The sequence below is a fragment of the Deinococcus sedimenti genome (genome assembly GCF_014648135.1).
In the GTDB taxonomy this organism is placed as follows: Bacteria; Deinococcota; Deinococci; order Deinococcales; family Deinococcaceae; genus Deinococcus; species Deinococcus sedimenti.
The window spans coordinates 425,909-438,369 of sequence record NZ_BMQN01000001.1 but is presented as its reverse complement, the minus strand read 5'-3'; the positions used below and the strand labels follow the sequence as shown (position 1 = coordinate 438,369).

The following is a 12,461-nucleotide window of genomic DNA, read 5'->3' as shown; positions in this document are numbered from 1 at the left end:
CCTGGGCGCCCCGCGTCCCCGCCGGACCGGACCAGCAGACGACCGCCCCGGTCCGGTGAGGACGCGGGGCGGCGCTGATAAACAGACTTCAGTCGAGGAAGTCGCGGAGTTTGCGGGTGCGGCTCTCGTGGTACTTGAGTTTGCGCAGCGCCTTGTTCTCGATCTGGCGGATGCGTTCACGCGTGACGCTGAAGCGCTGCCCGACCTCCTCCAGGGTGTGCTCGCGGCCGTCCACGAGGCCCTTGCGGAACTTCAGGACCATCGCCTCACGCTCGGTGAGTTTCGACAGGGCCTTTTCCAGTTCCTCGCTGAGGAGGGTCTTGGCGGCGTTCTCGACGGGACTGTCGAGGTTCTCATCGGGGATGAAGTCGCCGTAGAAGGAGTCCTTCTCGTCCCCGATGGGGGTTTCCAGCGAGACGGGTTCCTGGCTGACCTTCTGCACTTCCTCGACCTTCGCGGCGTCCCAGCCGGGACCCATGGCCTCGGCGATCTCCTCGTAGGTGGCCTCGCGGGACAGTTCCTGCTGCAGCTGCCGGGCGGTGCGGGTCAGTTTGTTGATCGTCTCGACCATGTGCACCGGGATGCGGATGGTGCGGGCCTGGTCGGCAATGGCGCGGTTGATGGCCTGCCGGATCCACCACGTGGCGTACGTGCTGAATTTGTAGCGGCGGCGGTACTCGAATTTCTCGACCGCGCGGATCAGGCCCTGGTTGCCTTCCTGAATCAGGTCCAGGAAGCCCAGGCCGCGCCCGGTGTACTTCTTGGCGATGCTGACGACCAGTCGCAGGTTCGCTTCGATCAGGCCCTGGCGGGCGGCGGCGCCGTCCTCGGTCTGGCGCATCAGGCGGCGGCGGGCGCGGTCCTCGAGTTCGAGGTCCTCCTCGAGCACCTTGCGGGCCTCCTCGCCTTCCTCGATGCGGCGCGCCAGGGCGATTTCCTCCTCGAGGGTCAGCAGGGGCACGCGGCCGATCTCGTGCAGGTACTGACGGACCGGGTCGTTGGACACGGCGCGGGGCATGTCGTCGAAGTATTTCTCCTCGTCGTCGTCCTGCGCGGCGGCCGGGCCGTCCTCGGCGGCCTCCTCCTCGCCTTCTTCCTCGTCCTCGTCGAGGTCCTGCACCTCGATGTTCTGCGCGGCGAGGAACAGCTGCATGTCCTCGAAGGCGTCGGGGCTCTCAGGGTCCAGGCCGTTGGCTTCCAGGGCGCTGGCCAGCGCGGTGGCGATGTCCTCGCTGGAGAGCACGCCAGCCGCGCGGCCCGCCTTCAGGAGCTCCTGAATGCTGGCGTGCGCGTAGTACGGCTTCTCGGCCGGGCCGCCCTTGGCGGGGCCCGCAGCGGGCTTCGCGGCCGGTTTGGCCGCGCGGGCGCTGGGCTTGGCGGCCTTGGCGGGTTTCTCGGGGGCGTCCGCCGCGGCGTCGGCTTTCTTCGCCGCAGGCTTCTTGGCAGGCTTCTCGGCCGCGTCGGCCTTCGGACCCGCCTTCTTCGCGGGCGCCTTCTTGGTGGGGGCCTCGACCGTCTCGGCGGGCACGACGGGGGCCGCGGCGCTGGGAGCGGGTTTGGCGGCGACGGGTTCGGCAGGGGCCGCCTCGGCCTTGGCGGCCTTCTTCGCGGGGGCCGGTTTGGCGGGCAGGGGGCTGGTGGCGGTCGTGACGGGTTTGGGGGTGGTACCGGGGGCCACGCGGGTGCGGGCGCGCGCGGCGGGTTTGGGCGTGTCGCTGCCTTCGGCGCTCACGTCGGTGGTCTTGCGGGTGCGGGCGGTTGTGGAATCTGCCATGCGGCCTCCTGGGGTGGGGTCGGGGCGGGTGCGTGTGGGGTTGGGGGGTGTCCGGGCGGCGGGCGGCAGGCCGTGCGCCGGGCACCTGAACGCGTCAGTCTAGCAAACGCGTCTCGCACCGCGTCGTGACGCGGGAGGGGGGCTGGGGAACGCCGGGCCAACAGGGGGAATACGCGGGCGGGTCGGGTGTGGTTCCCACCCCCCCGGTCGGGGGTCAGGAGCGCGTGACGCTCAGCACCTTGAAGCCCGCCTCGCGCAGTGTCTCGCGGACCTCCCCGAGGGCGCGCAGGTCCGCCTCGTAGGGCAGGAAGTCGTTCGCGACGAGGTGCAGCGTCCCGCCGGGGCGCAGGCGGCGCGCGGCGGCGGCGATGAATTCCCGCGCGACGTCCAGCACCACGCCGCGCCCCACGTGGAAGGGCGGGTTGGTGAGGATCACGTCGAAGGTCGCCTCCGGGTCCAGGGCGGCGTCCACGTCCGAGTGAACGGCCGCGCCGCTGAGGCCACTGCCGGCCAGGGTCGCCTCGGCGCTGCGGACGCTGGGCAGGTCGCCGTCCACCAGGGTCACGGTCGCGCCGCGCCGCGCCGCCCACGCGCCGATCAGACCCGTGCCGCAACCCAGGTCCAGCACGTCCTTCCCGTTCAGCGCGTCGCCGTGCGGGTCGAGGCGCTCCAGGGCGCCCAGCATCAGCGCGGTGGCCTTGTCGGGTTTCGCGGCGCTGAACACGCCGGGCAGACCCACGACGGTCACGCCGAACGCCTCGAAACGCTCGGGGTCCGGCAGGGCCGGGGTGGGTCCGGGGCGGCGGATGAGTTTCGCCACGCGCATCCCGCCGTCACGGGCCACGACCTCGCCCGCACCGAACGCGTTCCCGGCCAGCCGCACGTAGCGGTCGAAGCCCTTGTCGCGGTCCCCGGCGAGGTACAGCGTCCCGCCGGGGGGCGTGCACGCGTGCGCCCAGGCGACCTGCGCGGCCGCGTACGCATTCCCGCGGTCGCCGGCCAGGATCAGCGCGACCGTCCGGGCGCGGTCCGGCCAGCGGTCCGTCAGGGGCTCGCCGGGCACGGCGGCGTGTGCGTCCAGTCCCGCTGCCGCCAGTGCGGTCAGGGCGGCGGCGCTGCCCTCCACGGCGCGCAGGGTCACGCCGGGCAGGCTGCCCAGCAGGCCGCCCATGGCACTCAGGTCCAGCACGTCGCCGCGCACGCGGTCCTTGCGCATCACGCCCGCCAGCAGGGCCTGCGCGGCGTCCACCTCCGGGTAGCCGCGCACGCCACTCTTCGTGAGGGCCTTCAGGGAGTCCAGGCGGGGCGGGAGGTTCGCGGGGCGCACCTCGAAGTACTGCACGGGGGGCGCCGGCTCGGTCCGCTGTCCCTCGGCGCGGACCGACGGGCGGTCCTGCGGGGAACGGTCCGGGGTGGGGCGGTCATTCTTGAAACGGATTTTCTGCTTGGGCCTGCGCGTCACCCCCACAGAGTCGCACACCGGGCAGGACACACGGTCACGCCAGCGTCCGCTAGGCTGCGGCGCATGCGCCCTGCTGCCCTGGTCACCGCGTTCATCCTGCTCGTCGTGGTCGGCGTAACGGCCTGGTGGCAGACCGGTTCCCGGTGGCGCGGTGACCAGTACTGTTTCACGCAGCCGGGCCGCGTGTGGGGGACCGCGCCGATGCCCGCAGGGGCGACTCCGTCCTGCCCTGCGTCCCAGGGGGTGCGGCGTGAGGTGCGCCGCGGCGAGACGCGCGTGGAGCAGTTCACGCTGTCCACCTGGCAGCCGCGCGCCCTGCAGGACGCCCTGGTCGCAGAGGGATTCACCGTGACGCGGGCCCGCCCCGACGATGGAATTCAGGTCGAGGCGATGCTGACCCGCGCGGGCGAGACCGTCCTGTACACCGCCGCGCACCAGGGCGAGGGGACCTTCGTGACGCTCAGTTCGTCCGGCCAACGCTGACGCGCAGGAACTCTACCGGGCCGCCGAGAAGTGACCGATTCGGACGGGACGCCGCATCCTGCAGGCATTCAGGTGATCGAGGGGCTCACCAGATCCGCCAGGGTTCCCCTGGCACCCGGTCAGTCATTCAGGGGCTCGGACAGCCTGAGCCTACGGCGTGTGCCCCGTCTCCCCCACCCGGTCGCGAAGGTGCAGGATGAGGTGGACACCACCCTCACGGTGGCACACCGGGATTCAACACCTCACTCTCCGGGCTGAGGACGGGATCCGGCAGTTCCGCCCGGATGGGAGAGTGTGTGCAGACCATGGACGCGGCGTCGGTTTGGCTCGACCTCGCATGGTCAGGATCAGCGACCGGGTCGGAGGACAAAAGCAGCGCCCCCGCCCTGGTGGGGGCGGGGGTCCGATGAAAGCGCTGCGCTGGATTCAGTTCAGGACGCGGCGGGCGCCGTCGTATCGGCTGGCCCAGTACGAGTTGCTGAACAGGGGTTCGATCATGGTGCGGCCGTGGTAGCTGTTGGCGTTGGCCATCATGCCGTCGCCCAGGTACACGCCGACGTGGCTGGCGGTGCGGCCCATGGTGTTGAAGAACACGAGGTCCCCGGCGCGCAGGTCGCGGCGGCTGACGGCGCTGCCCACGCGCCACTGGGCGGCGGCGGTGCGGGGCAGGTTGATGCCCATCTGGCGGAAGACGCTCATGGTGTAGCTGCTGCAGTCAAGCGCGCCTCCGCCGGTGGCGCCGAGGACGTAGCGGGCGCCGAGGAAGCGGCTGGCGGCGGCGCGGATGGTGACGCCGCCGGTCGCGGCCGGGGCGGGCGCGGCGGCCTGGGGACGCGCGGCGGGGGCAGTGGGGGCCGCGCCGCCGGTGCTCAGTTTCTGACCGACCTGGATGGTGCTGCTGCCCAGTTTGTTCATCTGCATCAGTTTGGCGGCGTCGACGCCGGTGCTCTTGGCGATGGAGTACAGGGTGTCGCCGGGCTTGACGGTGTAGGTGGCGGCGGTGGCGGTCCCGCACAGGGCCAGGAGGGTCAGGAGGGTGCGTGTGGCTTTCATCGGTAGGCAAAGTTTAACCTACCTTTATTTATTCGTCCTTAATTCATCCGCATTCGGGGGCGCAGTATGCGCCTATACGTCCTCTATGCGCCTCTGAGTCTGATTTATGAGTCAGCCGATCAGTGTTCTGGCCATGATTCTCAGAAACCAGCTCATGCATGAGATTGCGACCGAAAGCCTGTTCAGCACAGCTCAGACAGGATTTGGCGAAAAGGGCACATCCTCAGGATTCTCACGGCGCGTCGGCACCCGTGATGAGCATCCCCCAAACGGATGATGACCGGTCGCCTCATCCACCCAGCCACATCGGTCACTTCTTACACATCATGCACATCATCATGCAGAGGGGGCACGATCTCACGATGCCCCCCATCCGCCGGGCGCTCCACGACCCGGCGCCCCACACGCCCGCCTATACTCGACCCAACAGACACATCCGACCCACCCCCGACCCCACGGGGTACCCTGGAGGACGGCATGAAGGAAATCCTCTCCACCGAGCAGATCCAGACCGGACTCAAGCACTACCGCCGCATCGCCCGGCAGGACATGCTCCGCGCGGGCGAAACCCCCCACCCCGACGCGTTCCTGAAACACGCCGAGAGCCGCCGCGAGGTCTACACCCGCCTCGGCGCGTTCGCCGACGACCACGGCCCCGACGAGGTCATCACCCACGCCCTGGAGCTGTACCGCACCCTGCCCTTCGTCACCGGCACACCCGAACACGAACACCCGGACATCAAGGGCCAGGAAAACGCTCTGGAGAACTTCTTCCTGCTCATCGGGCTGGACCCCAAAACCCGCCGCGAGGCCCGCAGCAAACGCCCCCGCCTGAGCTGAGACGGACTCCGGTTGCAAGGTTTGCAGACCTTTCAACCCGAGCAGAGCGAGCAGGAGAGAAACGGGTTCCGGGCGTGGAGTTGGCAAACCGGTGTCCTTCCTGTTTGTGAACGAAACAGACGGAACCCGTATGCAGGCCTCCTGCCCCGCAGGCGGGCGGCGAACCACTGGCAGCCGCTACACTTCCAGCCATGTCGAACCCCGAATTCGTCGGACTCGTGAATTCCCTGCAGGCGACCGCCGAGGCCGCCCTAGGCGACCTGAACGCCGCGACCGCCAGCGCCGCCCGCGACGGCCTGCTCGAAGAACGCCGCGCCCGCCAGACCGCCGAACGCAGCCTGAAACTCCTGACCATGCTTGCCGAGAAGACCCGCGGCAACCTGGACTTCACCGAGGCGGACCTGCTCACCGACGCGATCGCCAGCGTCCGCGAACGCCTCGCCGCGCCCAGCAGCACTGACACCAACTGACGTGCGGGCCACCCTCCAGCGCGTCACCCGCGCCACCTGCACCGTCGACGGTGAACTGACCGGCCAGACCGGCCCGGGCCTGCTCGTCCTGCTGGGTGTCGCGCCCGGCGATACCGACGCCACCGCCCACGCCATGGCCGCCAAGATCGCCAAGCTGCGCATCTTCGGCGACGACCAGGGCCGCATGAACCGCAGCGTGCAGGACATCGGCGGCGGCATCCTGAGCGTCAGTCAGTTCACGCTGTACGCCGACACGCGCGGCGGCAACCGCCCCAGCTTCACCGCCGCCGCGCCCCCCGACCACGCCCGCGCGCTGTACCACACCTTCAACGCCGCGCTGCGCGCCCTGGGCCTCCCGGTCGGCGAGGGCGTCTTCGGCGCGCACATGGTGATCGACCTGACCAACGACGGCCCCGTCACCCTGACCCTCGACCTCGACTGAGCAGGCACGAGGGCGCCGCCTCCGGATGTGGGCGCGGGGGCGGCTTCTCACGTCCTACGCGTAGTCTGGGGCTCATGACGCGCCGAACGCTGGCCGCCCTGCTGCTCCTGACCGCGCTGCCTGCCCTGGCGGCCCCGTACGTGGTGCGGGCCGGGGACACGCTGTACTCGATCGCGCGGGCGAACGGGACGACCGTGGACGCCCTGCTACGGCTGAACCAGTTGCCCGGCACCACGCTGGAGGTCGGGCAGACCATTCAACTCCCCGTAAAGGGTGCGGTGCCGCCCACCGCGACCGAGAAGCCGGGGCTGCCCGCGCCGCTCCCGGCGGGGCAGTTGACGCCCACGCCCGCCACGGCGCGGATCGCGGGCGTGAACATCACGGTGCCGACCAGCCTGCGGATGGGCGACGCGTTCCTGATCAGCCTGAGTGGCCCGCGCGCCGCACTCGCGACCGTGCGGTTCCCCAGCGAGGTCGGTGAGGACGTCCGGATGCCGAACGAGGTCCTGCGGCCTGTGGGCGGCGCGGAGCAGTTCGTGGTGGTGGGACGCGTGGTGCTGGGCAAGACCACCCCCGTCGTGTACGAGGTGAGCCTGGACGGGCAGCTGGTCCGGGGGCGCATTCCGGTGCTGGGCCTGGAGGACCCCATCCAGCACCTGAACCTGCCGCCCAGCGTGAGCCGGGTGCTGGTGGACCCCGCCCGCGCAGCGGAGGACGCGCTGGTGGAGAAGGCATACGCGCGCCGCACCCCGCAGGCCTGGACGAAACCGTTCGCACCCGCGCTCAGGGGCGTCACGCCGAGCAGTTCGTCGTTCGGGCAGCCGCGCACGTACGTGGCGGGCGGCCCGGTCGCGTACCACTTCGGCACCGACTACTCCGCGAGGGCCGGGACGCCCGTGCTGGCCGTGAACGACGGCACGGTCGTGATCGCCGGGCAGTACCCGGTGCGCGGCGGGCTGGTCGTCATCGACCACGGAGCGGGGGTCGTGAGCCTGTACTTCCACCAGAGCCGCGTGACGGCCAAAGTGGGGCAGAAGGTGAAGCGGGGCGACAGGGTGGGCGAGGTGGGCAACACCGGCCTGAGCGCCGGGGCGCACCTGCACCTCGAGATCCGCGTGCGGGGCGAGGGCACCAACCCGGCCGGGTGGACCGGCCGCCTGTGGCCCCGCTGACCTCACGCACCGCCGACCGGGCGGGCTATGCTCCGGACGTGCCTGAACTTGACCGACTGCTGGTCGTGACGCCGCACCCGTCCGGCGCGCTGCCCGCCGAGGTGCTGGGTGACATGCTCGGCCCGGACCTCCTGAACGCCGGGGCGCGCGAGTCGCTCCTGAGCCGCGTCTTTCTCGACGGCGACCCCTTCACGGACCTGATCTTTCACCTGCCGGGCGCGCGGACCGTGCAGGCCTCCTGGAGCCGGTTCGCGGTGGACCTGAACCGCGAGCGCGGTGACCGGGACGAGAACGGTGTGATCAAGCTGAGCACCTTCGACCGCGAGCCGCTGTACCCGGCGGGGTTCACGCTGTCGGCGGCCGCGCGGGAGGCCCGGCTGCGCCGCTACTGGGATCCCTTCCACGCGCTGGTGGCGCAGGAGGCCAGGGAGGCGACACTGGTGATCGTGGGCCACTGCATGGCGCCCAGTGGCCCGGCCCTGAGTCACGACACCGGCACGCCCCGGCCCGGCGTGTGCCTGATGACTGGCACGCCGGACGCGCCGACCTACCCACAGGCGCGGTGGGCGGCGCTGCGGGACGCCTGCGCCGCGGCGTTCGCGCCGGTCTTGGCGGGCACCCCGTACCCGGACGTGCAGGTGGGCGTGCCGTGGGAGACCGACACCATCAGCGCCACGTACGGCGCACCGGGCCGCGCGGCGTTCGGCATCGAGATGAATTCCGGGCTGTACCTGCACGCGGACGGCACCCCGCGACACGAAGTGATCCGGGCGCTGAACGAGGCCTTTGCCCGCTTCGCGCCGCAGGCGCTGAGTCTCGCGCAGGGCTGAGCGGACAGACAGGAGGGGCGGCGCGGCCCCCTCCTATCGGGATTCGGGTTCAGTGGTCGCGGGTGGCGAGGGTCCGCATGGCGCCCAGCAGGTCCTGCGCCGCCTGCGGGTCGGCCACGCCAGCCAGTGCGCCTTCCAGCGCATTCAGCCCGGTGACGGCCTCGCGGTCCGCGTAGGCCTGCGCGTAGGCGACGCTCCCGCTGTCCAGCAGCCAGCGGTGGATGTCCGCGATCACCTCCAGGTCCTTGTCAGGGCGAGCGCGGTGCATCTGAGCCAGGAACGCGTCGCGCTGGTCGGCCGGGGCGTGCGCCAGCCAGTGCAGGACGATGAGGGTGCGTTTGCCTTCCAGCAGGTCCCCGCCGATCTCCTTCCCGTATTTGGCGGGGTCGCCGTTCAGGTTCAGCACGTCGTCGCGGATCTGGAAGGCCGCGCCCAGCGCCAGCCCGGCGGGCAGGAAGTCCGGGTGCGGCGCGGCCCCCGCGGCCAGCGCGCCCAGTTGCAACGGCACGACGACCGTGTAGTACGCGGTCTTCAGGCGCACCATGTCCAAGTAATCGCCCTCCGTGAGGGTCCACTCGCGGGCCTCCACCCAGCCCAGGTCGAGGTGCTGACCCTCGGCGGTGCGGTGGATCATGTCCAGGAACGCCTGCATGGCGCCCGGGACGCCCGCGCGGTGCACGGCGGCCCACATGTACGCGTGCAGGCCGTCCCCGACGTTGATCGCCAGGGGCACGCCGTGCAGGCGGTGCAGGGCCGGGCGGCCGCGGCGTTCCTCGCTGTCGTCCTCGATGTCGTCGTGGATCAGCACCCAGTTCTGGAACAGTTCCAGGGCCGCCGCGAGCCACAGCGCGCCGTCCCAGGCGGGCGTGCCGGGCTGCACGCCGTGCGCGCGGGCGCTGGCGAGGAGCAGGTCGCTGCGGATGCCCTTGCCGCCCCGCTGGGGGTAGTCGCGCAGCATGGCGTGGTACGCGGCGAGTTCCGCGCGGGGGGCGCTGGCGGGGTCGGGCAGCAGGGACAGCACGCGGGACAGCAGTTCGGCACGCATCGCCGGGCAGCATAGTGCAGCGGCGTCGCCGAAGGCCCCATGAAGGCACAGTGGGTGCCTCCGGACAGTTCCGGGCCGGTGAGGCCGGGAGGATGAGGGCATGACGTCCTCCCGACTGCGCCGCGCCGCGACCCTCACCCTGCTGCTCGCCGGATTGACGGTGGGCGCGGTGGCGGCCGCCCAGGCCACCCAGACGCCGCCCGCCCAGACGGCCGCGACCGCCCCGGCGCTGCGGCCCGCCCTGAGCGGCGAGCGGCGGTTCCTGACCCTGCCGGGCTTCGGGCGGGTCGCGTACTCCGCCGACACGCGCGGCGAGGGCCGCCCGCTGGTCCTGACGGTCAGCGTGAACGCCGCCGCGAGTGCCTACGAGATGAAACCGCTCTGGGACGCCTTCGCAGGGACGCGCCCGGTGTACGCGCTGGAATGGCCGGGGTTCGGCAGCAGTGACCGCCCGGACGTGAAGTACACGCCCGCCCTGATGACGGCCGCGCTCACCGCCCTGGTCGCCGAACTGGGCCGCGACGTGGACGTCGTCGCCCTGAGCCTCGGTAGTGAATTCGCCGCGCGGGCCGCGCTGCAGGAGCCGCGCATCCGCAGCCTCGCCCTCATCAGCCCCAGCGGGCTGGGCCAGCCGCGCGGCGGCACGCAGCGGGCCACCAACGAGGACGGCGGGCAGACGCTGTATAGCCGCCTGAACACATTCAGCACGCCGCTGTACGCGCTGCTGCGCACCCGCATCAGCATCGAGTACTTCCTGAGCCGCTCCTTCCGCGGCCCGGTCGATCAGGGCCTCGTGAACTACTCGCTGGACACCACCCGGCAGCCCGGCGCGAAGTACGCCCCGCTGTACTTCATCAGCGGGCAGCTGTTCACTGCCGACGCCTACGCGGACCTCTACAGCCGCCTGACGGTGCCCACGCTGGTCCTGTACGACCAGGACGCGTTCGTGTCCTTCGACCGACTGCCCCAGTTCACGGCGCAGCCCGGCGTGCGCGCCGTACGGATCGAGGGCACCGACGGCCTGCCCCACTTCGAGAAGACGGCCGAGGTGGTCACCGCCCTGCGGTCGTTCTGGGCGACCCCCTGACGGGGGCGACGGCACACGGGACCGCGAACGTCCCACGAGCACGTATCGTGAGGGCACCGTGACGCCCGACGAGCCACCCCCCCCACCTCTGTCCCTGGGAGACGCCTGGGATTACCGCGACAGCGAGCCCGCCCGGGCACGGACCAGCGCCGTGGCGCACCTTCATACGCCCGCGCACGCGCAGGCCAGCGTCCTGCGGGCCTACCTCGACTGGCGGGACGGTCAGCTGCCCCAGGCGACCGAGGAGGTGACCGCCGCCATCAGCACGCTGCGCCTCGGCGCGCCAAGTGTCTGGCTGGGGCGCGGCCTGAACATCCTCGCGGCGCTGCAGAGCACCCTGAACCGCGCCGACCGCGCCGTGGAACTGTACGAGGAGCAGGTGGCCCTGGCCCGCCACATTGAGGACGCCGAGCTGACTGCCACGGCCCTGCACGACCTGGCCGTCGAGCTGCGCCACAGTGACCCCCACCGCGCCCACGCGCACATCACCGAGGCGCTGAGCACCTTCCGGCAGCTGGACTACCCGTTCGGCGTGGCCATCGCGCACGCGAACCTCGCGGAGTTCGCCCGCGATCAGGGCGACCTGACCGGGGCCAGCCAGCACCTCACGGAGGCGCTGCGGTACCCGCACCTCGACCAGCACCCGCATCTGGAAGCCAGCCTGCGCTGCACGCAACTGGAACTCCAGCTGCCCCTCGCGGACCCTGAGGCCGCCCGGACAGAACAGCGCCTGTGGGACCTGCAGGCAGCCAGCCGCAACCCGGAGCTGCGGGCCTCGGTCGCGCTGACCCTGGCCGCCCGCACCGAACCGGACCGCCGGGTCGGGCTGCTGAGCACCGCGCTGAACGACCTGCGCGTCCTGGGCGACCACGTCCTGTTGCCCGACCTGCACGAGCAGCTGAGCAGCGCGTTCGAGCAGCTGGGCGACCTGCCGCAGGCCCTGACGCACCTGCGGGAGACCCTGGCCTACACCCGCCGCACCCACGCCGCCGAACGCCGCCAGAACATCCAGACGTTCGAAGTCCTGTCCCGCATTCACGCGCTGCAGGACCAGGCACGTGAGGAACGCCAGCGCAACCAGGAACTCCAGGCTCACCTGCAGGAACTCCGTGCCCTGAACGCCCGCATCCGCGAACTGGGCCGCACCGATCACCTGACGCGGCTGTCCAACCGCGAGCACCTGTTCACGGAAGGCGAGCACCTCGCCCAGACGGCCACCGAGGACACGCCGGTCAGCGCCGCGCTGATCGACGTGGATCACTTCAAGGTCGTGAACGACACCTGGGGCCACCAGACGGGCGACCTGGTCCTGCAGCGCGTGGCACGCATGATTCTCGATGTGGCCCGCCCCGGCGACATCGCCGCCCGGTACGGCGGTGAGGAATTCGTGCTGCTGCGCGCCGCGCCGGTCGAGGACCTGCGCGACAGCTGCCACGACCTGCAGCAGCTGATCCGCCTGCACCCCTGGCACGAGGTGGCGGCCGGCCTGCGCGTGACGCTGAGCATCGGCGTGGCGCAGGTGACCCGCCCAGATTTCACGCAACTGGTCGGCGACGCGGACCGCCGCCTGTACCAGGTGAAACGAGAGGGCCGCAACAACGTCAGCGACCACGACTGACCACAGCATTCCCAGGCTCCTACGCCACCGCAGCACGCCGAGCAGCTTTGCGAACGAGCGTGGAGTGGGGGGGGCACGCAGGCCGCCCGGCAGCCTGAACACTGATTTGCTTCACCAACAGGGAGCCGGAGCTGGATAGGAGTTGATCGTCTCCCCATCCGGCCCCGGCTCCCCGTCCGCGCCGG

Annotated in this window: 12 protein-coding genes; 8 read left to right on the top strand and 4 right to left on the bottom strand. The window is 71.2% G+C overall.

The annotated features are described in order from the left end of the window. Positions 1 to 88: 88 nt before the first annotated feature. Positions 89 to 1,528 carry an RNA polymerase sigma factor RpoD gene (rpoD, locus tag IEY69_RS02190; protein ID WP_444542397.1) on the bottom strand — a complete coding sequence of 480 codons (1,440 nt, stop codon included), beginning with the start codon at positions 1,526 to 1,528 and terminating at the stop codon, positions 89 to 91. Positions 1,529 to 1,988: 460 nt separating this feature from the next. After that, positions 1,989 to 3,236, bottom strand: coding sequence for a class I SAM-dependent methyltransferase (locus IEY69_RS02185; RefSeq protein ID WP_189071508.1), 1,248 nt, complete (start codon positions 3,234 to 3,236; stop codon positions 1,989 to 1,991). A 63-nt stretch (positions 3,237 to 3,299) separates the two neighbouring features. Between IEY69_RS02185 and IEY69_RS02180 the strand changes: the two genes are divergently transcribed. Then, positions 3,300 to 3,719, top strand: coding sequence for a hypothetical protein (locus IEY69_RS02180; RefSeq protein WP_189071507.1), 420 nt, complete (start codon positions 3,300 to 3,302; stop codon positions 3,717 to 3,719). Positions 3,720 to 4,145: 426 nt separating this feature from the next. Here the strand turns inward: IEY69_RS02180 and IEY69_RS02175 are convergent, their stop codons facing one another. After that, positions 4,146 to 4,772, bottom strand: a complete 627-nt coding sequence (locus tag IEY69_RS02175; protein ID WP_189071506.1) for a C40 family peptidase — start codon at positions 4,770 to 4,772, stop codon at positions 4,146 to 4,148. Positions 4,773 to 5,249: 477 nt separating this feature from the next. On the opposite strand from IEY69_RS02175, the gene IEY69_RS02170 reads away from it, so the two are divergent. The 5 genes from IEY69_RS02170 (at position 5,250) to IEY69_RS02150 (ending at position 8,526) form a co-directional block, all read left to right on the top strand. Further along, positions 5,250 to 5,612 (top strand): hypothetical protein, encoded by a 363-nt coding sequence (locus tag IEY69_RS02170; protein ID WP_189071505.1) that lies wholly within the window; start codon positions 5,250 to 5,252, stop codon positions 5,610 to 5,612. A gap of 191 nt (positions 5,613 to 5,803) precedes the next feature. Further along, the gene (locus tag IEY69_RS02165; RefSeq protein WP_189071504.1) at positions 5,804 to 6,082 is read left to right on the top strand and encodes a DUF1844 domain-containing protein; all 279 of its coding nucleotides are present in this window, start codon (positions 5,804 to 5,806) and stop codon (positions 6,080 to 6,082) included. Position 6,083: 1 nt separating this feature from the next. Next, the gene (gene dtd / locus IEY69_RS02160) at positions 6,084 to 6,524 is read left to right on the top strand and encodes a D-aminoacyl-tRNA deacylase (protein WP_189071503.1); all 441 of its coding nucleotides are present in this window, start codon (positions 6,084 to 6,086) and stop codon (positions 6,522 to 6,524) included. 74 nt (positions 6,525 to 6,598) lie between these two features. Continuing rightward, entirely contained in the window at positions 6,599 to 7,696 is a 1,098-nt protein-coding gene (locus IEY69_RS02155; RefSeq protein ID WP_189071502.1) for a LysM peptidoglycan-binding domain-containing M23 family metallopeptidase, read from the top strand. Between the two features lie 38 nt (positions 7,697 to 7,734). Continuing rightward, complete coding sequence (locus IEY69_RS02150) at positions 7,735 to 8,526, top strand: N-formylglutamate amidohydrolase (RefSeq protein ID WP_189071501.1); 792 nt, start codon at positions 7,735 to 7,737, stop codon at positions 8,524 to 8,526. A gap of 49 nt (positions 8,527 to 8,575) precedes the next feature. Here IEY69_RS02150 and IEY69_RS02145 read toward each other — a convergent pair whose 3' ends face one another. Beyond that, entirely contained in the window at positions 8,576 to 9,571 is a 996-nt protein-coding gene (locus IEY69_RS02145) for a polyprenyl synthetase family protein (protein ID WP_189071500.1), read from the bottom strand. Between the two features lie 100 nt (positions 9,572 to 9,671). Between IEY69_RS02145 and IEY69_RS02140 the strand changes: the two genes are divergently transcribed. Further along, positions 9,672 to 10,658 carry an alpha/beta fold hydrolase gene (locus IEY69_RS02140; protein WP_189071499.1) on the top strand — a complete coding sequence of 329 codons (987 nt, stop codon included), beginning with the start codon at positions 9,672 to 9,674 and terminating at the stop codon, positions 10,656 to 10,658. A gap of 58 nt (positions 10,659 to 10,716) precedes the next feature. After that, positions 10,717 to 12,276, top strand: coding sequence for a GGDEF domain-containing protein (locus IEY69_RS02135; protein WP_189071498.1), 1,560 nt, complete (start codon positions 10,717 to 10,719; stop codon positions 12,274 to 12,276). Positions 12,277 to 12,461: the final 185 nt, after the last annotated feature.